Here is a 19,669-nt window from a genome sequence, read left to right on the forward strand (position 1 = left end):
GCCCGGCGCGGCGCTCATGCGGGCGCTGCGCGCCGGAACAGCTGCACCAGGTTGCCCTCGGGATCGCGCAGCGACAGCACGGCGCCGTGGCTGCCCATGTCGCGCAGGCCCAGCACCTGCCCGCCGGCCGCGCCGATGCGCTCCGTCGCGCCCTCGAAGTCGTCCACCTCCAGCACCATCACCAGCCCGCTGGTGGCGGGCGCGGCCTCCTCGGCGCTGGCCAGCGCCACGTTGGTGCCGCCCACGCCGTACTGGATCCAGCGGTCGCCATCGCGGAACGTCATCGGCAGGCCCAGCGCACCTTCGTAGAAGGCATGCAGGCTGGCCGGCTGCTTCGCCACGACGAACACGTTCTGCACCCGCTTGGGCGATTGAACGGCGGCGCTCACAGCGATGTCTCCGAAGCACCGCCGTCCAGCCGCAGCACGTCCGCGTTGAAGAAGCGCGAGGCGTCGCCGGCCAGGAAGCAGATGGCGTCGGCAATGTCTTCGACCGTGCCCAGCCGCCCGAGCGGCGTGCGGCCGATGCGCCGCGCATCGAGTTCCGCATTGCGGTGCTTGGCAGTGCCTTCGGTGGGCACGGCGCCGGGCGCGACCGCGTTCACGCGGATGTTGCGCGCGCCCAGGTCGGCGGCCGATGCGCGCGTGATGCCCAGCACGCCGGCCTTGATGCCGCTGTAGACCACCGAGCGCATCGGCGACTTGAAGGCCGCGATGGAGGCCACGTTGATGATCGAGCCGCCGCGCTCCGGATCCATCGCCTCGGCCGCGGCCTGGATGCCCCAGATCACCGACTTGAAGCCGATCTCCACCATGCGGTCCATGACCTCCGGCGTGATCTCGGCCAGCGGCTGGTAGCGCACCCAGGCGGCGTTGTTGACCATGACGTCCAGCCGGCCCGCATCGCGCGCGAACTGCGCCACGGCCTCGCGCATGCCGTCGCGCGTCGACACGTCGCAGGGCAGCCCGATGGCCTGGCCGCCGAGCGCGCGGATCTCGGCCACGGCCTCCTCCACGAACTCCGGCTTCAGGTCGTTGATGCCGACGGTGGCGCCCAGGCGCGCCATGGCGCGGGCGGTGGCACGGCCGATGCCGTGGCCCGCGCCGCTGATGAAGGCCGTGCGGCCTGACAAAGACATGTTCATTGCTTGCCTTTCACGGCGTGTTCCTCTGGCACCAGCAGCGCGTCGAGCGCATGCGCGCCGCGGCCCTGTTCCAGCACCACCAGGGGGTTGATGTCGATCTCGCGGACGCTGTCCGCATGCCGCACCGCGAAGCGCGACAGCGCCGCAATGGCCCTCGCGGCCGCCTGCACGTCGGCCTTGGGGCGGCCGCGCGCGCCGTCGAGCAGGGGAAAGGCCTTGAGCGAGCGCAGCATCGCCGTGGCCTGCGCCTCGTCGACGGGCGCCGGCTGCAGCGCCACGTCCTTGAAGATTTCGGCAAAGATGCCGCCCAGGCCGGCCATCACCATCGGGCCGAACACCGGGTCCTTCCTGGCGCCCAGGATCAGCTCGACGCCGCCCTGCACCATCTGCGCGACCAGCACGCCGGCGATGCGGGCGCCGGGCGCCTTCGACGCCACGCGCGCCAGCAGTTGGCCGTATTCCTCGCGCAGCTGCGCTTCGGAGCGCACGCCGACGAACACGCCGCCGACCTCGGTCTTGTGCGCGATGTCGGGCGAGACGATCTTGAGCACCAGCGGAAAACCCATCTCGCGCGCGGCGGCGAGCGCCTCGTCGACGCTGCGCGCGACCGCCTCCCGCGGCACGGGCAGTCCCGCCTCGGCCAGCACCGCCTTGGCGCTGGCCTCGGTGGCGAAGGCCGCGGCGCCCAGCGGCGCGCGTGCGATGGCCGGCGCAGCAATCCGTGCGGCATCGCGCGCGCCGAAGCGCAGCAACGCCGCCACCGTCGCGCAGGCCGCATCGATGCCCTCGACCACCGGAAAGCCCATCGCGTTGAGCCGTGCGCGCACGTCCTCGGGAGCGCGCGCGCAAAGCAGGATCAGACGCGCGGGATGGTCCTTGCGCACCTGCGCGAGCGCCTCCAGGAACACGTCGCGCAGACGCGGCACATGGAAGGCGTTGGCCGACTGCAGGATCAGCGCGTCGCAGCTGTCGTCGCGCGCCACGGCATCGAGCATCTGGGCCAGCACCTCGGGCCGGCTCGACACCTGCGCCGTCATGTCCACGGGATTGGACGGCGCGGCGAAGGGCACGGCCGCGACGATGCGCGCCTGCGTCTGCGCCGCGAGCTTGGGCAGCGCCAGGCCCTGCGCGCTGGCCGCATCGGCCAGCAGCACGCCGAAGCCGCCGGAGGCCGTGAGCACCGCCACGCGGTGGCCGCCGGGCACGCGCGCCGGACCGGCCACCGACAGCGCATGGCCAACCTCGAGCAGCAGCTCGATGCTGGGCACGCGCAGTGCGCCGCCCTGGCGCAGCACCGCATCGAACACCGCGTCCGACCCGGCCAGCGCGCCGGTGTGCGAGGCCGCGGCCGCGCTGCCCGCCTCGGAGACGCCGACCTTGAGCACCACCAGCGGCTTGCCGGCCTCGCGGGCCATCGCCATGGCCAGCATGAGCTTGGCGCCGTCGCGGCAGGTTTCCATGCAGCACAGGATCACCGAGGTGCCGGGATCGGCCGCCAGCGAGGCGATGGCGTCGGCAATGTCCACGTCGCATTCGTTGCCCGTGGTCAGCATGCGGCTCACGCCCAGGCCGCGTTCGCCGGCCAGCCGCAGGGTGAAGCTGCCGAGGTTGCCGCTCTGCGAGACGATGCCCACCGAGCCCGCCGCGGGAAAGGACGATTCCAGCGCCACCGAGAAGGTGGCAATGCTCTTGTCGGGCACGCCGATCGCGCCCAGGCAGTTGGGGCCGACAATGCGCATGCCGCTGGCGCGCGCCACCTCGCCGATGCGCGCCTGCAGGCGGCTGCCCTCCTCGCCCATTTCGGAGAAGCCTGCGGACAGGATGACCGCGGCCTTCACGCCGCGCTGCGCGCAGTCCTGCACCGCGTCGAGCACGCCCGCGGGCGGCACCGCAATCACTGCGAGCTCGGGCACCTCGGGCAGTTCCGCCACACTCGCATAAGCCTGCAGCGACTGCACCAGGCCGCCCTTGCGGTTGATCGGATAGATGCCGCCCGCATAGCCGTACTTCTGCAGGAACTGCAGCGGCCGGCCGCCGATCTTGGTGACGTCGTCGGAGGCGCCGAAGATCGCGATCGAGCGCGGCTTGAACAGCGCGTCGAGGCCGTGGCCCACTTGCGTTGCCTGCATCTCAACGACCTTTGTAGACAGGCTTGCGCTTTTCGAGGAAGGCCTTGCGGGCCTCCTGCGCATCCTCGGTCCTGGCCAGCGCCATGGTGATGTTCTGCTCGAAGCGGTAGCCGTCGCGCTGCGGCATCAGGTCCATCATGTTGGCCGCCTGCTTCGCATAGGCGACGGCGAGCGGCGCCTTGGAGGCGATCTCCTGCGCGATCTCCATGGCCAGCGGCATCAGCCGATCGCCGGGCACCACCTCGTCGAGCACGCCGCGGCGGTACAGTTCGGCGGCGGGCACCTTCATGCCGGTGAAGAACATGCGGCGTGTGAACGAGCGGCCGAACATGGTGCGCAGCATCGAGACGCCGCCGGCCAGGCCGACGTTGATCTCGGGCATGGCGAAGGTGGCGTCCTCGCTCGCCAGGAAGATGTCGCAGGCCGCCATGAGCCCGAAGCCGGCGCCCAGCGCAGGGCCGTTGACGGCGGCGATCACGGGCTTGGCGCATTCGCGGATCGCATTGCCCGTTTCGCGCGTCCAGCGGTTGTGGTCGAGGAAGTCGCCGGCCTTCTGCGCATCGGGCCGGTCCTTGAGGTCCGCGCCGGAACAGAAGAACTTGCCGGTGCCCGTGAGGATCGCGACGCGCACGTCGGCGCGCTCGGAGACCTCGTCGAAGATCTCGATCAGGCGGCGGCGCGTGGCGCGGTCCAGTGCATTGACCGGCGGCTTGTCGAGCCGGACGACGGCGATGTATTCGGAAACTTCCAGTTCGATGCTCATCGCACACTCCCGGTCTGGTTGGAAAAAGAAACTTGCGGCGCGGGCTCATGCGGCGCCAGCAGCAGCGCGGCGTGCAGCAGCCGGTCGCCGTAGCGGAACTCGGAGGCGATCAGGCGCTGCGCCGTGCGGGTGGCCAGCACCTCCTCGCTCACGCCCATGCCGCCGTGCATCTGGATGGCCGCTTCGGCGCAGGCGCGCGCCGACTCGGCCAGCGACACCTTGGCCAGGCGCAGCGTGCGGCGCAGGTCGGCCGCGTTCTGCTCCCAGGCATGGAAGCAGTGGATCACCAGGCCCTTGGCGCCCAGGTACTTCACGTACATGTCGGCCACGCGATGGCGCAGCACCTGGAAGCTCGCAAGCGCCACGCCGAACTGGCGCCGCTCCTTCAGGTGGATGACGGTCTGGCGGATCAGCGTGGCCAGCGCGGCCACCGTGTCGGCGGCGGTCAACAGCAAGGCGGCGTCGGTCGCCTTGGCGCGCGCCGCGCGCACGGCAGCGCCGCGTGCGATGCAGGCGCCCTCGGGCACCGCGAGCCGTTCCAGCGCGAAGTCGGCGCCCAGGCGGCCTTCCATCGTCCGGTAGCGGACCTTCGGCGGGCCGATGCGCTCGGCATCGACCAGGAAGAGCGCCTCGTCGCCATCGTCCAGCTGCGCGGGCACGAGGTAGTGCGTGGCGGGCAGCGTCAGGTCGACGCCCTGCACCGCGCCGCTCAGCGCGTAGCCGATGTCCAGGTGCCGGGCCGTGATGGCGGGGTCCTCGGGCGTGGCGGACAGCGCGGTCATCGGCGCGATCCGCGCGCTGCCCTCGGCCACCGCCTCCAGCCAGCGACGGGCCGTCTCGGCGCCGGCCGCCTGCAGCAGCAGCGGCACGACGGCACAGGTCTCGACCACCGGCAGCTGCAGGCCGTGCGTGGCCAGCCCCTCGACGATGGAAGCGAGGTCGCTCAGGCTGCCGCCGACGCCGCCGGCCTCCTCGGACACGAGGGTCGCGGTCCAGCCCAGCTCGCGCACGGGGTCGCCCTGGATCTGCTGCGCGATGTGGTCCTCGGCATAGCGGCTGGCTGCGTCCAGCAGCATGCCGGGAAAGAGCGATGGAAATGAAGTGGACATGGCTCAGGCTCCCAGCAATTCGTTGGCGACCACGTTGCGCTGCACCTCGGAGGTGCCGCCGGCGATGGTGCGGGCGCGCGTGAACATGTAGTTCTGGATCCAGGTGGCGTCGGGCACGTCCTCCCCGGCCTCGGCGAGGAAGCGGTGCGCCGCGTCGGGGCCGACCGCATCGAGGGCAATGGTCGTCAGGCGCTGCGCCACGTCGGCGCAGGTCATCTTGATGACCGAAGGCTGCACGCCCAGCGGACGCTGGTGGATCAGGTCGTCGGTGGCCTCGGCCATCATCACGCGGGCTCCCTTCACGTCGGCCTCGCACAGCAGCAGCTTGTGGTGCAGGCCGCTGAAGTCGCGCCGGCCCGCGGCGGCCCGGCTCGCATCCTCGACCAGCCGCGTGACCTGCCGGCGCATGAGCTCCAGCCGCGCGACGTTGGCCGGTGGCAGGCGCTCGCGCTCGAGCAGGAACTTGGCGCAGGTCCAGCCCTTGCCGACCTCGCCGACGAGGTTGTCGGCGCGCACGCGCACCTCGTCGAAGAAGACCTCATTCAGGTGGTGCCAGCCGTCGATGGTCTTGATCGGGCGCACGGTGATGCCCGGCGTGTCCATGGGCACCAGCAGCAGCGAGATGCCTTCCTGCTTCTTCGCTTCCTTCGAAGTGCGCACCAGCATGTAGATCATGCTGGCCTCGTGGGCATGCGAGGTCCAGATCTTCTGGCCGTTGACGATCCACTCGCCGCCCTCCAGCCGTGCGCTGGTGGACAGCGAGGCCAGGTCGGAGCCCGAGCCGGGCTCCGAATAGCCCTGGCACCACCAGTCGGAGCCGTCGAGGATGCGCGGCAGGAAGCGGGCCTTCTGCTCGGGCGTGCCGAAGCGGATGATCACCGGGCCGATGTGGCCCAGCCCATGGTGGTAGAGCGGCGGACAGTCGTTCTCGGCCATCACCTCCTCGAAGATCAGGCGCTGGCGGATGTCCCACCCGGTGCCGCCCGCTTCGCGTGGCCAGCTCGGCGCGCCCCAGCCGCGGGCATTCAGGATCTGCTGCCAAGCCTGGTATTCGCGCTTGGTGATCTTCTGGCCGGCCGCGACCACGGCGCGGATCTCGGGCAGGCAGGCGTCGCGCGCGAACGCTTCGAGTTCGCGCCGGAAGCCGGCGTAGTCGATGGACATCTTGTCTCCTGTTGGAAATTGGAAAAGGGCTCAGCCCTTGCGCAGCTGCGTGATCAGTTCGTCCAGCGCGGCGGCGGCGCCCTCGGGGTCGCGCCGGCGCAGCGCGTGCGCGACCTTGCGGCGCAGCGGAAAGAGATCCGGCCGCGGACGCACCGAGAGCACGTGCGTCATGCGTTCGCGCAGCACGCTGGTCATGGTCTGCGCCATCAGCGTCAGCGCCTCGTTGTGGCCGGCGGCCGCGATCGACGAGAAGAAGGCGCTCGCCGAGGCGATGCGCTCCTTCAGCGGTGCGTCGTCGGGGTGCCCCTCGATGGCGTCGGCGGCTTGGTGCACCGCGTCCAGCTCGGTCTCGGTGGCGCGCTCGCTCGCCAGCCGCAGCAGGGTGCCGTAGAGCGTGCGGTAGGCCTCGTCGATGTCGGCGTCTCCGAGCCGCCCTTCCACGACGAGCTTGCGCAGCGACTCGGCCAGCATCATGTAGGCGCCCTTGTAGAACACCAGCGCCTGGTCGGGCACGCCGGCGCCCAGGTGCCGGACCTCGCCGATGAAGATGGTGTGGTCACCGGCCTCGTGGGCGGCATGCATGCGGCATTCGAAGCTGGCCAGGCAATCGTCGATCAGCGGCATGCCGAGCCGGCCCGCGCGCCAGGCCACGCCATCGAACTTGTCCTCGATCTTGCTGGAGGCAAAGCGGCCCGACAGCGCGTCCTGCTGCTGCGAGAGGATGTTGATGACGAAGCCGTCGGCGGCCTGGAAGGTCGGCAGCAGCCGGCTCGCATTGCGCAGGCTGAACAGCACGAGTGGCGGGTCGAGCGACACCGAGCTGAACGAATTGCAGGTGAGGCCCGCCGGCTGGCGGTCCGGCGTGCAGGTGGTGATGACGGCCACGCCGGTCGGAAAGCATCCGAGCAGCTGGCGCAGCTGCGCGGGCTCGATGGCGGGGCGGATCCCTTCGGCGGCTTCGGACATGGCGTCGGTCTCCTGGCGGCCGGGCTCAGGCCGCGGCGAGTTCGGGCCGCGCCGCGGGACGGTGCGGTGGATCGTTGGCGATCTCCTGCTGCACCGCCGGGATGATGACCTTGCCCCAGGTCTCGAGCTGGCGCAGCATCGTCTTGTGGTCGAAGTCGCCCATCTGCGTCTGGAAGCAGTAGTGCACCGGCTTGAGCGTGCGGATCTCGTTGACCACGCGCTCGATCACCGTGTCGACGCTGCCCACGGGCAGCAGCGCGCGCATCTCGTCCAGGCTCGGCTCGCCCTCGACGATGCCTTCCTCGACCTGGTAGTCGTCGGCGATCTGCGCGGTGCGGCGCTTCAGGCTCACGGCAATGCGGCGCTGGTAGCGCGCGCACTCCAGGTAGCGCTCCACCTCGTCCTTGTCGTTGCTGGCGTAGGCCGCGCGCAGCAGGCCGACCTGCACGCCGGCCGGGTCCTTGCCCTCGGCCGCGGCCACCTGGTCGATCAGCGCGCGGGTGGCGGCCAGCTTCTCCAGCCCGCCGTCGCCGCCCGAGACGAACACATGGTGGCCGGACTTCACGGCGCGCGACAGGAAGGCCGGGTCGACGCTGGTGATCCACATCGGCGGCGTGGGTCGCTGCACCGCGCGCTGGCTGATGGCGCTCATCGGCTGGCGGTAGTACTCGCCCTCGTAGCTGAACTTGGGCTGCGTGAGGCCGGCCTCCAGCATGTCGAGCATCTCGAAGGTGCGGCCTTTGGCGGATTCGAGCGAGACGCCGAAGCGCTCGAATTCGAAGTGCTGGTAGCCCGAGCCGATGCCGAGGTTCAGCCGGCCGTCGGACAGCTGGTCGACCATCGCCACGTCCGCGATCAGCCGCGCCGGCGTGTACAGCGGCGCGACCACGATGCCGGTGCCCAGCCGGATGTTGCGGGTAACCGCGGCGCAGTGCGCGATCATGGTCAGCGGCGAGGAGCACAGGCCGTAGTTGCTGAAGTGGTGCTCGGCGTACCATGCGGCACCAAAACCCAGTTCGTCCGCCAGGCGAGTCTGCTCGACGGCGTCGCGCAGGATCTGGTGGGAGGTTTTGTGCTTGTTCCGCTGCTGCATCAGAATGAAGATTCCGAAATCCATCGCTGTGACTCCTGGTTGGCTGGTTTTGATTGAGGTCCATCGTAGGAACTCGGGGGCCCTGCGGATCACCAGCGAACGCACACCTTCTTTGCGTCTTTCGAAATGAAGGCGCTCGATTCGCTGCGCATCTTCGTGGCCACCCAGAAGAAGGGCAGCCTCTCGGCGGCGGCCCGCAGCCTCAGCCTGTCGCCGGCCACCATCTCGCGGCGCATCAGCGCGCTGGAAGAGGAACTGGGCGTGCAGCTGGTGGACCGCACCAGCCGCAACCTCAAGGTGACCGAGGCGGGCCAAGCCTTCCTGGAGCGGGCAGAGGCGGTGCTGGAACTCATGAGCGAGGCCGAGCAGGTGGTGCACAACGCGCGCCAGCGGCCCGAGGGCCGGCTGCGCGTGCATTCGCGCACCCACATCGGCCTGCGCGTGCTGGCGCCGCTGCTGCCGCGCTTCGCGGAGCTGTATCCGGACATCCGCGTCGAGCTCGAGCTCTCCGAGCATCCGGTCAACCTGGTGGAGCACGACTTCGACGTCGACATCCGCACCGGCGAATCCACCGATTCGGGCTTCGTCATCAAGCGGCTGCTGTCGAGCGACGAGGTGCTGGTGGCCAGCCCGGCCTTCGTGAAGACCTACTCGCGCATCCGGCATCCGAGCGACCTGCCCCAGGTGCGCTGCCTCACCTACCGGCGCGAGCGCGAGATCATCACCTGGAAGTACATCGACGAGGCGGGCGAGCAGCAGGAGCTGGTGATCCAGGGCGTGCTGAGCGCCAACAACGGCGAGCTGCTGCGCCTGGCCGCGATCGGCGGCATGGGCGTGGCGCTGCTGTCGGAAGCCACCGTGCGCGGCGACCTGCAGGCCGGCACGCTGGTGCGGCTCTTGCCCGACTACCGCTTTGCGGTGCGGGCTTTTTCCAACGGCGTCTTCGCGGTGTTCCGGCAGAGCCGCGTGCTGCCGCTGAAGGTGCGCGCTTTTGTCGACTTCGTGGCCGATGCGCTTCGAAGCGAGAAGCGCTAATTCACGGGCTGGCTGGGAGCGGCGCCGGCAGCGGAAAGGCGTCGCGCGCGAGGCACCGGGTTGAGGGGCAGCCCGTCCGGTTTTTCCGCCCGGCGCCAAGCTTTTTGCATTTCGCCGTCGATGCCCGAGACCCGCGTGCGAAAGCTGCCACAGCACGCAGGCTTGTCACTCGGGATGCAGAAGAGCATCTGCACCTAGCTGAAGCAGCGTAGGCAGCGTAGGCAGCGTAGGCAGCGTAGGCAGCGTAGATGCGCATTTTCACTCCTCCAAAGTTGCGGTTGCTGCTGCTTCACCGATCCGTTTTTGATGCGTCTCTGGTGAGTGGGGGCCAGTGAAGATGACCGCTGCAGATGCTTCCGATACGCAACGTAGCCGGAGAGTGTTGTATTGCGCTGATCTCTGATCCTCAATTTGCGGTGGCAATCAACACTCGGCGTTCGCCTTGCTCCACAAACGGCTGTACCGGTCCACGTGGTCCCCGACGTCGTGGCATAGCGGGTGCCCAAGATAGAAGCGACGCAGTCCTGCCATTTCGAAGTCAAGGACCCAAGAACCCCGCGCTTTCCGCAGCACAGCACCGAACCGGGTGAAGGCGGCTTTGCTCTGGCCCTTACGCACACCTCATCGCGAAGATTTGCTCAGCACGTGCATCAACTCGATGCCGATCGGAGCGAATGTCCGAGCCACGCCCCTGCGTCGGCGCAGGCTAGGGGCCGTGGTAAAATGCCACAAAACGCGACTTCCTGACTTCCTATGTCTTCGAACTCCATCCGTGTTGACGCCGAACTTTTCCGGATCGCCCGCGAGCAGGGCAATTTGATGTCGCGTTCGGCTGCTCAGCAGATTGAGCATTGGGCTCGCATCGGATCAGCCCTTGAAGAGTGCGGCCTGACGGTGGCTCAAGTTGCTCGGCTCCTGCAACGTCACGCCGAGGGGGAGGCAGCGAAGGCTCCCGGCGATTTCGACCTCTGGGCCTTCAAACGTGAGCGCCAGTCGTCGGACATGGCCAATGCGCGAAGCGGCCGCGTCACGCAAGCGCAACTGAGTTGGTTTTCGGACGGCGTTGCACGCCGCGTCAAGCTCACGGACTCTCCGTACTGAGGATGAATTCGTGGCCACTGAGCCTGTGCTTCCTGCCGGCGAAAGTCCTCTAGACAAAGAGACGGTCGATCTCTTCCTATCCAACATGGGCACCGACATGGTTCTTGTTGGCGGGCAAGCACTCGCTTTCTGGATGGATCGATTCGGCATCGTGGCGGAAGGTGCCGCGATTTCGAATGATGGTGACGCACTCGGCAAGGTGGCACGAGCGATTGAGCTTGCCGAGACGATCAAAGCCCGCGTCGTGCTGCCGAAGAAAAGCAGCATGACGGCGATCGTCGCGCAACTGAGACTCCCCACGGCGGGAGGCAAGGAACGCAACATTGACGTTTTGCACAAGCTCTATGCTGGCGCCAACCTCAAAAAGTCGACGCTCTTCACCAAAAGGGTGATCGCGGACAGCGTCGAGGCTGAATGGCGCCCAGGTCGTTTCATTCGCATGATGGACCCACTCGACGTTCTTGAGTCCCGCGTGCAAAACGCTGTGGGCCTGTTCAAAGAGAAAGGCCCACACGTACTCACGCAGGCGCAGTGGGCGATCCAAGTGGCTAGCGAGGCTCTACGTCGCATTGCCCAGGACCCGAAGTCCACCGAGAGGCTCGGAGGCAAGATCCGGCGGGTCTACGCGCTGGCGCGCAGCGGAGTCGGGCGGCGTCTCCTGTCAGAGCGCCAGATGGAGATTTTGGACGCCGTGGATGTGGAGTTCTTGAAATCACTCTCACCGGTGCACTCCAGGCAACTCGATCTTGTTCAGAAAGCGAAAACCGAGAGGCAGGTCCTGCGCGAATCTGGGAGTCCTCCTCCTTCGGCACTGTCGTAGTCCATTTGCGTCGACTGTCTTGCATCGCGCCGTTGTCCTCGTGACGGCGACGTCGCTGCCAAGCTGACGCGAGATCAGGCGTCAGCTCCGGCGATCGTGGTGGGCATTCAGCGATCGTGGACGCCTGTTTCGGGCTGGTCGCAGACGCTGTTTCAGCGCCATCGTTGACGCGCAGCGGATGCACGCAAGCGAGGGATTCAATGTATCTCAATCATCCATGATCAGTTTGAAGCGCACTGACGCGAAGCGAGGTTCCAAGCTGGACCAAGTTCGCCAGGCAGTACTAGCTGGCCGTGGGATCGGCATCTCGTGCATTCTGGTGGAGCCCGAGGTTGCGTGGCTATGTCGAAGAGAAGCTGGTCCCTCTCGCTCGGCTAGGGATTCACGGGCGCCAACGTTCTGACCCAGCGCTCGAACGCCGCACTTTCGAACGTATGCACACCGCCCGGCGCCTTCGAGATGATGGTCTTGGACTTCAAGTTGTTGAGCGAATACTGCACGTCGGACGGCGCGAGCGAAGGGACGCCGAGAGCTTTGGCAAGCTTCGCAAGCGCCGCCTTTCCGAATGGTTTGGCATGCGGGTCGTTGGCGAAGAGCAAAAGGAGCTGGCGCTGCATCGCATCGAGCGACGCCCAGGTTCCTTCGTGGTTTTCCTCCTTGTCCTGCTCTGCCTTTTCGGTTGCCACTGCGCGCTCGAAGGTGAGCGACGGGTCCATGAGCATGGCCACGACCACCGAGAGAAATGGCTCGGGCTGCTGGTGGAATTCTTGGAAGGCCGTCCATCCTGCGGCGACGTCCAGGGTTCGCCCGCTGGCGACCTGGAACTTCTTTGCGACGAATTCGACCAGTTCTCTGCCAAGCAGCGGGAACTCTTGAACAGTGGCGCCCACCGAGAAGAGTGGCGCGGTGCTGTTGGAGAAGACGTTGGCGAGCTGCGTGCGCGATGAGCCGGTGAATACGACTCGCAGCTTGTCGCTGTTCTTGGTGATGGCGGTGCGCAGTGCCATTGCCATCAGCTCATTCTCTTTGTTTCGTGCGAGTTCCTGAGCTTCATCGACCAAGAGCAGAAGCTTCTTCTTGGAAACGAGCTTGACAACGAGTTCTTCGATACGCAGGGCGAGTTCAGTGGCTTCCTTTTTCGCGTCGCCCAACTCAACCTCGATGGCGCCCTTCAACTCACCCGCGCTGCCAGATGCCTTGACCTTCTTGACCGGCTCATGCAGCTTGTGAAGCGCCCTTTGTGCCAACGTCCTCGGCGTGAGCGCTTCCTCCAGTCCCCGAACAATCGCGATGCCGGGGTTCAACCTCGTCTGCCAAAGGTCCACGTATGCGACGGTGAAGCCGGCAGCGTCGGCTGCTGGCGTCAGGTCTTTGCGCAGGAACACCGTCTTCCCAGTGCGCCGAGGGGCGAAAATGGTCGTACTCACAACCGGCCCGGCTTGCAACAGGGCCAGGTAGCGCTTTGCGAGCTCCGGTCGGGGGCAGTGCCAAATCTGGTTCAGTTCCATACGAAAAATTATAGTCGGATCTCATAATTATTGAAATCATGTTTAATTTTTCATAGTGCTCGCGCCGCCTTCGTCACAGGAGGGGACAGGACCGCCTCCACGCCGCCCACGTTCGTCCCGGCTGATAAGGCTTGTCTCAGACATTAAGCGCCGTCTCGGACATTCATGGCAAAGAACAGCAGGCTTCGAGCAAGTTGAACCGAGCCGTGGTGCAACCGAAAATCAACCGACGCATACCCGAGCGAGGAACCACCCCATGACTGCCATCGAGGCTCGCCTGCTCAAGCGCCTGAAGCAACTGCCGCCCGGCCGCCTGGCCGAAGTGGTGGACTTCGTCGAGTTCCTGGCCGCACACGAGGAGCGCGCGGCGGCCGCGGCGCGCCTGGGTGAAGCCATGACCAAGCTCGATGCACTGAACCTGGCACCGCTGTCGGAGGACGAGATCGAGGAAGAAGTGCAGACCGCCCGCAAGGCGCGCCGCCCAGGCGCCTGAGACCAGGCGCCGTGCGCTTCGTGGTCGACACCCACCTGCTCGTCGCGGTCATCACCTCCGCCGGCCTGCCGCGCCAACTGATGGACGTGAAAATCGTCGAGAGGTCCTGCTCGTAACTTCCAGCTCAGCGCGCTAGCAGCCTCCAAATCGATCAGGCAGGCGCCCCGGCGCAGGCAGCCCTTCGATCCGGAACAGCCCGCCATCGTGCGTCTTGTTCCCTTCCAGGCGCGCGCTGCGGAAAATGCTGGTCAGGTAGATGCAGTCCAGGTGCGGCCCGCCGAAGCAGATGCTCGTCGGATAGCTCGCAGGCAGATCGATCAGCCGCTCCAGCCTGCCGTCGGGCGCAAGGCGAGCGAGCTTGGCGGCGCGGGTCAGTACGGTCCAGACGAAGCCCTCCGCATCGACCGTCGCGCCATCGGGGCCCGAATCGAATTCATACGTCCTCGCGAACACGCGCTTGTGGCGCAGCGGGCCGTCGGGGTCGTAGTCCCAGGCCCAGATGGTGCGTTCCAGGCTATCGGCCAGGTACAGCACGCGGCCGTCGGGGCTGAAGCAGGGTCCGTTGGCAAAGCCGATGTCGTCGGCCAGCTGCTCCACCCGGCGATCGGTGCGCAACCGGTAGAGGCCTCCGATGACCGCCTCGCCAGGCCGGCGGGCGACGTGCATGGTGCCGGCCAAGAAGTGGCCGGCCGCGTCGCACTTGCCGTCGTTGAAGCGCACCTTCGGGTGGTCCACCGGGATGCGGGCCAGCGGCTCCAGCGTGCGGGTGGCGAAGTCGTAGCGCGCGAAGCTGTTGCGCAGCGCCACCACCACGGCCGCGCCGCGGCAGGGCGCAATCGAGCCCACGGGCGCCGGCAGCTCATGCCGCTCGGCCTGCCCGGCTCCGGCTTGCAGCCGCCACAGCGCGCCGCCCAGCGCGTCGATCCAGTTCAGCGCCTGCGCGTCGGCATCCCAGCAAGGGCTCTCGCCCAGCTGGTCCCGGGTGGTTCCGATTCTGGTGATCTGCACGGTCATCGGCGAAGTGTGCAGGGCCGGGCTGTGCGCTGCCGGCGCTTCCCGCAAAGCTGCTTTTCATTTCGTGCAGCGCAGCGCCAAGGGCGGCCACCTAGACTGGCTCCAGAGCCCGATTCCGGGCCGGAACAGGAGACAAGAATGAGCTACCGCAAACTCGTGATCGGGCTGGCGCTGGGTGCCTGCGCGCTCGTCGCGCCCGCACTCGCCCAGCAGGTGACCCGCATCGTCGTGCCCTTTGCCGCCGGCGGCGGCACCGACCAGTACTGCCGCATCCTGGCCCAGGAGCTCAACAAGCAGGGCCTGAACGTCATCATCGAGAACAAGCCCGGCGCAAGCGGCATCCTCGCCGCCGACTACGTCGCGCGCGCCAAGCCCGACGGGCAGACGGTGCTCGTGTCCTCGCTGGGCACGCTCGCGAACAACAGCGTGCTCTACGACAAGCTGCCCTACGACCCCGCGAAGGACTTTGCGGCCGTCACGCAGATCGCCTACCAGCCCGCCATCGTCGTCGGACGCACCGACCTGCCCTACAAGAACATCAAGGAAATGGTGGCCTATGCCAAGCAGAACCCCGGCAAGATCAACCGCGGTTCGCCGGGCGCGGCCATCCTGACCAACCTCGCGCCCATCGCTTTCGAGAAGGAACAAGGCTTCAGCACGCTGCACATTCCCTTCAACGGCGATGCGCCCGCGCTGCAAGCCCTGCTGGGCAACCAGATCGACATCCACGGCACCTCCATCACGGGATCGCTGCCCTACGTGAAGGCCGGCAAGCTGCGCGTGCTGGGCGTGATGGATTCGAAGCGCCTGCCGCAGGTGCCCGACGCACCCACCTTCAAGGAGCAGGGCTTCGACATGGAAGCCACGCTCTGGTATTCGCTCTCGGTGCCCGCCGGCACGCCGCGGCCCGCAATCGAGCGCCTGAACAAGGCCGTCAACCAGGTGATCGCCGACCCCGACTTCGTGGCGCGCGCCCGCGCCATCGGCATGGAGCCGCGCGGCGGCACGCCGGAGGAGCTCGACAAGTTCATCAAGGCCGAGGCGGACCGCTGGCTTCCCGTGCTGCGCGGGCTGAACTTGCCGAAGCAGTCGCACTGAATAATGCCGTCCAGGCGCGACGTCGGCCTTCTTTTTTTGTAGTTACAGAATAACCCCTGCACACGGATTAATCTCTAAGGCACCGGCGGATTGCGCAAGGTGCGTTGGTCGCGCCCCGGCATGGGCAAGCGCGGCGGCGCCAGTGTGATTTATTTCAACCGCAACGAGCAGGACGATCTGGTACTGCTGTTGGTCTACGTGAAGGCCAAGTTCGACAACATCCCCGCTGCGATCCTGCTGAAATTGAAGGAGGCGATCGATGCCGAAGATTGACAAGGAAATGGCGCAGTTCGAGAAGGACCTGCTCCAGTCCATGGGAGAAATGAAGCGCGGCGAGCATGCGGCCGTGCACACGCCCGCGCAGATCGAGGCGCGCAAGCGTGGCCGGCCTGCTGGCAGTGTGAAGGCCGACGCCAAGGTGTCGACCGCCATCCGGCTGGATGCAGTTGTTCTGGAGGCATTGAAGGCGGCTGGGCCCGGTTGGCAGACGCGCGCGAATGACGCGCTGCGCGATGTGTTCGTGGCGAAGGCGACCCCCCGCACTCGTCCAAGACGCTCGCACAGAGCGCCAGAGCGAAGCTGATCACTCCTCTTCAACAAGTCGTCTGGAGATCGGGGTCAAGCGTTATTCAAGCTGCGTCGTTCACGCGACGCGTGCTTCCGTCATTTGCTTTGAAAGAACATCATGAAGATCAAGCAGCTTGTCCTCTCCGGCGTCGTTGCGTTCGCCACCCTGGCCGCCTTCGCACCGACGATCGCTTCCGCCGCGCCCCACCATCGGGCGCACAAGGTGTGCAAGTGGAATGCGCACCATCACCACCGCGTCTGCCACTGGGTCCGCTGAACAACCAGACGCCGCTGCGCCTGCGGAACCCCTGTCGAATGACACTCCTACGGGCCAGAGTTGATCACTCCCCTTGTTTTTGATAGGATTAAATCCTACTGCTTTGACCGGGGAGTTCACCATGCGCACGACGCAGCAACTGAGCATCACCCTGCCCAACGAAATGGCCGACGTGGTGAAAGCCAAGGTGCGCGCTGGCGAGTACGCCACCGAAAGCGAAGTCATCCGCGACGGCTTGCGAGCGCTCCTGGCGCGTGATCGCGCCGTCGAAACCTGGCTGCACCGCCAGGTCGGCCCCGCCTACGATGCATTGAAAGCCGATCCGTCCCGCGCTGTCACGGCCGACCAGGTGCGCGCACGCCTGGCCGCTGAACACGCCAAGGCGCGGTGAGCTATCGCGTCGCGTTCTCTCCCGAGGCCGAGGAACAGCTTGCGGCCTTGTACAGCTACATCGCTGCCGCAGCTTCCCCCGAGATTGCTGCGCGGTACACCGAGGCCATCGTGACCTACTGCGAGGGCCTGCGTGCCTTCCCCCACCGTGGCACCAGGCGCGACGATGTGCGGCCCGGCCTGCGCATCATCAACTACAGAAAACGCGCAGTGATCGCCTTTTTCGTGGACGCCGAGCAGGTGTCCATCATCGGCGTGTTCTATGGCGGCCAGGACTACGAAACCATCCTGGATGAGGACTTCGGGGACGACCTGGAGCATTGAGCGCCTTGATGCTGCAGCATCGCCGGCTTCATCGGATCACGCTCCTGCGCGCCAGCGATTCGAACCGGCCCTCCCCCATCTCCAGCAGTTCGCGCAGCACCTCGGCCGTGTGCTCCCCCAGGTGCGGCGGAGGATGGCGCACATCCGAGCGCGCGCCGTCGATGACGTAGGGCGGCGCATGGACGGCCTGCGCGCCGGCTTCCGCGTCCTCGAACCGGTGCCAGACACCGGCCTGCGCCGTCCGGTCGGACTGCAGCGCCTCGTACAGGCCCAGCACCTCGCCGCACGGAATGCCGGCCTTGTCCATGCGCGCGAGCAGGTCGGCGCGCGAAAACTGCGCGATGCGGCCGAGCAGGATCGGCAGCAGCTCGTGGCGGTGCTTCGCGCGCTCGGTGTTGGTGGCGAACTTCGGATCGGCCGGCAGCTCGGGGCAAAGAATCACCTCGTCGCAGAACTTCCTGAACTGGCTGTTGTTGCCGACGGCGATCACCAGCGGGCCGTCCGCGGCCTCGAACACGCCGTAGGGCACGATGGACGGATGCGAGTTGCCGAACTTCGCGGGATCGCCCTCGTTGAGCCAGGCGGTCAGGCCGTAGTAGGACGTGATCATCATGCCGCTGTCGTAGAGCGACATCTGGATGTGGCGGCCTTCTCCGGTGCGCGTGCGCTCGTACAGCACCGCGAGGATCGCCGGGGCCGAATACATGCCCGTGAACATGTCGACCGCGGCGATGCCGAACTTGAGCGGCCCCTGGCCCTCCTCGCCGTTCATCGCCATGAGGCCGGTCTCGCCCTGGATCACCAGGTCGTAGCCCGGCCGCGCCTTCTCCTGGCCCAGCACCGAGTAGCCCGAGATCGAGCAGTAGATGATCCCGGGATTGAGCTTGCGCAAGTCCTCGTAGCCCAGGCCCATCTTCTGCGCGCCGCCGTACTTGAAGTTCTGGATCACCACGTCGCACTGCGCCGCGAGCTCGCGCACGAGCGCCTGGCCGTCCTCGTCCTGCAGGTCGACGCAGATGGAGCGCTTGTTGCGGTTGCAGCTGTTGAAGTAGGAGGTGTTGTGGCGGCCGATGCGCACGCCCCAGTCGCGCGTGTCGTCGCCGCGTTCGGGATGCTCGACCTTGATCACGTCGGCGCCCAGGTCGGCCAGCGCCATGCCGCACAGCGGGCCGGCCATCACGCGCGACAGGTCGAGCACGCGCACGCCGGCCAGGGGTTGCATGGAAAGGTGGTTCTTCATTCGACGGTCCTCGGGGCGCCCGCCCCGGGCGCCAGAAGACCCAGTCTAGGAGCGCACCCCTGCCGCCATGCACCGGCGCATGAAAAGGTGCTTTGTAGTTTCAGTCGAGTCCGTCGAAGTCGGCATCGTCGGGCCCGATGTGCGCGGGCGAGCGCCAGCTGGCATCGCGCATCGAGCGCGCCACCTGCTGCTCCACGCCCATCAGCACCGCGAAGATCGCCATGCGCACCGGGATGCCGTTGTCGGTCTGCCGGAAGATCGCCAGCCGCGGATCGTGGTTGAGGTCCACGCTCAGGTCGTTCGCGCCCGGGCGCCCGTCGCGCGGCAAGGGATGCATCAGGATCGTGTCGGGCTTGCAGGCTGCGTCCACCAGGGCCTTGCACACCTGGAATTCGGGCGTGTAGCCCTCCAGCGTTTCTCCGTTCGCGAACCGCTCCTTCTGCACGCGCGTGGCGTAGACCACGTCGGCGCCGCGCAGCCCCTGCGCCAGCGAGGAGGTCTGCTCGACAACGTGGCCGTTGCGCGCGACCAGCTCGACCAGGTAGGCCGGCATCTCCAGCGAGGGCGGCGCAATCAGCGTGAACTTGAGACCGCGGTAGAGCGCCAGCAGCCGGATCAGCGAATGCACGGTGCGGCCGTACTTGAGGTCGCCGACCAGCGCCACGTGCGTGCCGTCGACCAGCTTGCCCATGCGCGAGAACTCGCGCTGGATGGTGTACAGGTCGAGGATGGCCTGGCTCGGGTGTTCGCCGGGACCGTCGCCGGCATTGATGACCGGGATGTTGGTGGCGCGCGCGAACTCGGCCACCGAGCCCTGCTCGGGATGGCGCACCACCAGCGCATCGACATAGCCGCTCATCACGCGGCTGGTGTCGTAGATCGACTCGCCCTTGGCCATCGACGAGAAGGTGAAGCCCGTGGTGTCGCACACCGTGCCGCCCAGCCGGCAGAAGGCGGCGCCGAAGCTCACGCGCGTGCGCGTGCTGGCCTCGAAGAACAGGCTGCCGAGCACGGCGCCTTCGAGGATGCGCGTGACCTTCTGCCGGCGCGCGATCGGCTGCATCACGTCGGCCACGTGGAACAGGTCCTCGAGGCTGCCGCGGTCGAACTGCGCGACCGACAGCAGCTGCGGCTTGCCTTCAGCCGCGATGCGCTGGGCGAGCGGGCGCTGCTGACCTGCGCCTACCGAACCGACGCCGGTGTCGAGCGCCTCGCGCTGAAGAATCTCGGCAACGAACTTGCCGACCATCTCCGGCATCGCGCGCGACTCGCTCGAATCGGACGGCAGCAGCCAGGTGTCGAGCGCGCGGCGGCGCACGCCCAGCCGCTCCGAGAACGCATCGCGCGTGAGATTGAGGCGGCGCATCGCGTCGCGCAGGAGGTCTTGCTGTTGGCTCATGCCTCAAATGTACGCTATGCGCTTATTATTCCTAG

General features: G+C 67.1%; 22 protein-coding genes. 10 read left to right on the forward strand and 12 right to left on the reverse strand.

Going from position 1 to position 19,669, the window contains the following annotated elements:
* Positions 1-14: 14 nt before the first annotated feature.
* The 8 genes from AC1DSC_RS10745 to AC1DSC_RS10780 are packed head-to-tail and all read right to left on the reverse strand — an operon-like array spanning position 15 to position 8,392.
* Positions 15-389, reverse strand: a complete 375-nt coding sequence (locus AC1DSC_RS10745; protein ID WP_018907161.1) for a VOC family protein — start codon at positions 387-389, stop codon at positions 15-17.
* A complete protein-coding gene (locus tag AC1DSC_RS10750) occupies positions 386-1,144 on the reverse strand; it encodes an SDR family NAD(P)-dependent oxidoreductase (protein WP_018907162.1) in 759 nt (252 codons plus the stop codon). The genes AC1DSC_RS10745 and AC1DSC_RS10750 overlap by 4 nt, the downstream gene beginning before the upstream one ends.
* Entirely contained in the window at positions 1,141-3,273 is a 2,133-nt protein-coding gene (locus tag AC1DSC_RS10755) for an acetate--CoA ligase family protein (protein WP_436288745.1), read from the reverse strand. Before AC1DSC_RS10755 ends, AC1DSC_RS10750 begins: the two co-directional genes overlap by 4 nt.
* Before the next feature lies 1 nt (position 3,274).
* Complete coding sequence (locus AC1DSC_RS10760; RefSeq protein WP_018907164.1) at positions 3,275-4,036, reverse strand: enoyl-CoA hydratase/isomerase family protein; 762 nt, start codon at positions 4,034-4,036, stop codon at positions 3,275-3,277.
* Positions 4,033-5,145, reverse strand: a complete 1,113-nt coding sequence (locus AC1DSC_RS10765) for an acyl-CoA dehydrogenase family protein (RefSeq protein WP_018907165.1) — start codon at positions 5,143-5,145, stop codon at positions 4,033-4,035. The genes AC1DSC_RS10760 and AC1DSC_RS10765 overlap by 4 nt, the downstream gene beginning before the upstream one ends.
* A 3-nt stretch (positions 5,146-5,148) precedes the next feature.
* Entirely contained in the window at positions 5,149-6,309 is a 1,161-nt protein-coding gene (locus AC1DSC_RS10770) for an acyl-CoA dehydrogenase family protein (RefSeq protein WP_018907166.1), read from the reverse strand.
* Between the two features lie 30 nt (positions 6,310-6,339).
* The gene (locus AC1DSC_RS10775; protein ID WP_018907167.1) at positions 6,340-7,275 is read right to left on the reverse strand and encodes a flavin reductase; all 936 of its coding nucleotides are present in this window, start codon (positions 7,273-7,275) and stop codon (positions 6,340-6,342) included.
* A gap of 25 nt (positions 7,276-7,300) precedes the next feature.
* Entirely contained in the window at positions 7,301-8,392 is a 1,092-nt protein-coding gene (locus AC1DSC_RS10780) for an LLM class flavin-dependent oxidoreductase (RefSeq protein ID WP_018907168.1), read from the reverse strand.
* A 102-nt stretch (positions 8,393-8,494) separates the two neighbouring features.
* Here AC1DSC_RS10780 and AC1DSC_RS10785 point away from each other — a divergent pair, with 102 nt between their 5' ends.
* The 3 genes from AC1DSC_RS10785 (at position 8,495) to AC1DSC_RS10795 (ending at position 11,324) form a co-directional block, all read left to right on the forward strand.
* On the forward strand, positions 8,495-9,403 hold the full coding sequence (locus tag AC1DSC_RS10785; RefSeq protein ID WP_018907169.1) for a LysR family transcriptional regulator: 909 nt from the start codon (positions 8,495-8,497) through the stop codon (positions 9,401-9,403).
* Between the two features lie 753 nt (positions 9,404-10,156).
* Entirely contained in the window at positions 10,157-10,504 is a 348-nt protein-coding gene (locus tag AC1DSC_RS10790; protein ID WP_018907170.1) for a TA system antitoxin ParD family protein, read from the forward strand.
* A gap of 10 nt (positions 10,505-10,514) precedes the next feature.
* Entirely contained in the window at positions 10,515-11,324 is an 810-nt protein-coding gene (locus AC1DSC_RS10795; protein ID WP_155736583.1) for a hypothetical protein, read from the forward strand.
* Positions 11,325-11,698: 374 nt separating this feature from the next.
* Here AC1DSC_RS10795 and AC1DSC_RS10800 read toward each other — a convergent pair whose 3' ends face one another.
* Entirely contained in the window at positions 11,699-12,832 is a 1,134-nt protein-coding gene (locus AC1DSC_RS10800) for an AAA family ATPase (RefSeq protein ID WP_027730955.1), read from the reverse strand.
* Between the two features lie 256 nt (positions 12,833-13,088).
* Between AC1DSC_RS10800 and AC1DSC_RS10805 the strand changes: the two genes are divergently transcribed.
* Complete coding sequence (locus AC1DSC_RS10805; RefSeq protein WP_018907211.1) at positions 13,089-13,325, forward strand: DUF2281 domain-containing protein; 237 nt, start codon at positions 13,089-13,091, stop codon at positions 13,323-13,325.
* 132 nt (positions 13,326-13,457) lie between these two features.
* Here the strand turns inward: AC1DSC_RS10805 and AC1DSC_RS10810 are convergent, their stop codons facing one another.
* Positions 13,458-14,339 carry an SMP-30/gluconolactonase/LRE family protein gene (locus AC1DSC_RS10810; RefSeq protein ID WP_436288744.1) on the reverse strand — a complete coding sequence of 294 codons (882 nt, stop codon included), beginning with the start codon at positions 14,337-14,339 and terminating at the stop codon, positions 13,458-13,460.
* Between the two features lie 138 nt (positions 14,340-14,477).
* On the opposite strand from AC1DSC_RS10810, the gene AC1DSC_RS10815 reads away from it, so the two are divergent.
* The 6 genes from AC1DSC_RS10815 to AC1DSC_RS10840 all read left to right on the forward strand — a co-directional run bounded on the left by AC1DSC_RS10815 (position 14,478) and on the right by AC1DSC_RS10840 (position 16,995).
* Complete coding sequence (locus AC1DSC_RS10815; RefSeq protein ID WP_018907208.1) at positions 14,478-15,437, forward strand: Bug family tripartite tricarboxylate transporter substrate binding protein; 960 nt, start codon at positions 14,478-14,480, stop codon at positions 15,435-15,437.
* A 90-nt stretch (positions 15,438-15,527) separates the two neighbouring features.
* Positions 15,528-15,710, forward strand: coding sequence for a hypothetical protein (locus tag AC1DSC_RS10820; RefSeq protein ID WP_436288769.1), 183 nt, complete (start codon positions 15,528-15,530; stop codon positions 15,708-15,710).
* Positions 15,697-16,020: a BrnA antitoxin family protein gene (locus AC1DSC_RS10825; RefSeq protein ID WP_018907206.1), complete on the forward strand. Its 324-nt coding sequence runs from the start codon at positions 15,697-15,699 to the stop codon at positions 16,018-16,020. The genes AC1DSC_RS10820 and AC1DSC_RS10825 overlap by 14 nt, the downstream gene beginning before the upstream one ends.
* 102 nt (positions 16,021-16,122) lie before the next feature.
* Positions 16,123-16,281: an HHHH-motif protein gene (locus tag AC1DSC_RS10830; RefSeq protein WP_018907205.1), complete on the forward strand. Its 159-nt coding sequence runs from the start codon at positions 16,123-16,125 to the stop codon at positions 16,279-16,281.
* Between the two features lie 121 nt (positions 16,282-16,402).
* The gene (locus AC1DSC_RS10835) at positions 16,403-16,672 is read left to right on the forward strand and encodes a ribbon-helix-helix domain-containing protein (protein ID WP_015865565.1); all 270 of its coding nucleotides are present in this window, start codon (positions 16,403-16,405) and stop codon (positions 16,670-16,672) included.
* Positions 16,669-16,995 (forward strand): type II toxin-antitoxin system RelE/ParE family toxin, encoded by a 327-nt coding sequence (locus tag AC1DSC_RS10840; RefSeq protein ID WP_018907203.1) that lies wholly within the window; start codon positions 16,669-16,671, stop codon positions 16,993-16,995. Before AC1DSC_RS10835 ends, AC1DSC_RS10840 begins: the two co-directional genes overlap by 4 nt.
* Positions 16,996-17,023: 28 nt before the next feature.
* On the opposite strand, the gene AC1DSC_RS10845 is transcribed toward AC1DSC_RS10840, so the two are convergent.
* Both AC1DSC_RS10845 and AC1DSC_RS10850 read right to left on the reverse strand, forming a co-directional pair.
* Positions 17,024-18,235 (reverse strand): CaiB/BaiF CoA transferase family protein, encoded by a 1,212-nt coding sequence (locus tag AC1DSC_RS10845; RefSeq protein WP_436288743.1) that lies wholly within the window; start codon positions 18,233-18,235, stop codon positions 17,024-17,026.
* A 100-nt stretch (positions 18,236-18,335) separates the two neighbouring features.
* A complete protein-coding gene (locus tag AC1DSC_RS10850; protein ID WP_018907201.1) occupies positions 18,336-19,634 on the reverse strand; it encodes an aspartate carbamoyltransferase in 1,299 nt (432 codons plus the stop codon).
* Between the last annotated feature and the right edge of the window lie 35 nt (positions 19,635-19,669).

The organism is Variovorax sp. 01N425, from assembly GCF_056399465.1.

Bases quoted from the DNA above. Each gene is read 5' to 3' on its own strand.
- AC1DSC_RS10765 (WP_018907165.1), bottom strand. From the start codon at position 5,145: ATGTCCACTTCATTTCCATCGCTCTTTCCCGGCATGCTGCTGGACGCA.
- AC1DSC_RS10825 (WP_018907206.1), top strand. From the start codon at position 15,697: ATGCCGAAGATTGACAAGGAAATGGCGCAGTTCGAGAAGGACCTGCTC.
- AC1DSC_RS10775 (WP_018907167.1), bottom strand. From the start codon at position 7,275: ATGTCCGAAGCCGCCGAAGGGATCCGCCCCGCCATCGAGCCCGCGCAG.
- AC1DSC_RS10790 (WP_018907170.1), top strand. From the start codon at position 10,157: ATGTCTTCGAACTCCATCCGTGTTGACGCCGAACTTTTCCGGATCGCC.
- AC1DSC_RS10760 (WP_018907164.1), bottom strand. From the start codon at position 4,036: ATGAGCATCGAACTGGAAGTTTCCGAATACATCGCCGTCGTCCGGCTC.
- AC1DSC_RS10750 (WP_018907162.1), bottom strand. From the start codon at position 1,144: ATGAACATGTCTTTGTCAGGCCGCACGGCCTTCATCAGCGGCGCGGGC.
- AC1DSC_RS10835 (WP_015865565.1), top strand. From the start codon at position 16,403: ATGCGCACGACGCAGCAACTGAGCATCACCCTGCCCAACGAAATGGCC.
- AC1DSC_RS10830 (WP_018907205.1), top strand. From the start codon at position 16,123: ATGAAGATCAAGCAGCTTGTCCTCTCCGGCGTCGTTGCGTTCGCCACC.
- AC1DSC_RS10780 (WP_018907168.1), bottom strand. From the start codon at position 8,392: ATGGATTTCGGAATCTTCATTCTGATGCAGCAGCGGAACAAGCACAAA.
- AC1DSC_RS10805 (WP_018907211.1), top strand. From the start codon at position 13,089: ATGACTGCCATCGAGGCTCGCCTGCTCAAGCGCCTGAAGCAACTGCCG.
- AC1DSC_RS10850 (WP_018907201.1), bottom strand. From the start codon at position 19,634: ATGAGCCAACAGCAAGACCTCCTGCGCGACGCGATGCGCCGCCTCAAT.
- AC1DSC_RS10770 (WP_018907166.1), bottom strand. From the start codon at position 6,309: ATGTCCATCGACTACGCCGGCTTCCGGCGCGAACTCGAAGCGTTCGCG.
- AC1DSC_RS10810 (WP_436288744.1), bottom strand. From the start codon at position 14,339: ATGACCGTGCAGATCACCAGAATCGGAACCACCCGGGACCAGCTGGGC.
- AC1DSC_RS10845 (WP_436288743.1), bottom strand. From the start codon at position 18,235: ATGAAGAACCACCTTTCCATGCAACCCCTGGCCGGCGTGCGCGTGCTC.
- AC1DSC_RS10815 (WP_018907208.1), top strand. From the start codon at position 14,478: ATGAGCTACCGCAAACTCGTGATCGGGCTGGCGCTGGGTGCCTGCGCG.
- AC1DSC_RS10785 (WP_018907169.1), top strand. From the start codon at position 8,495: ATGAAGGCGCTCGATTCGCTGCGCATCTTCGTGGCCACCCAGAAGAAG.
- AC1DSC_RS10800 (WP_027730955.1), bottom strand. From the start codon at position 12,832: ATGGAACTGAACCAGATTTGGCACTGCCCCCGACCGGAGCTCGCAAAG.
- AC1DSC_RS10755 (WP_436288745.1), bottom strand. From the start codon at position 3,273: ATGCAGGCAACGCAAGTGGGCCACGGCCTCGACGCGCTGTTCAAGCCG.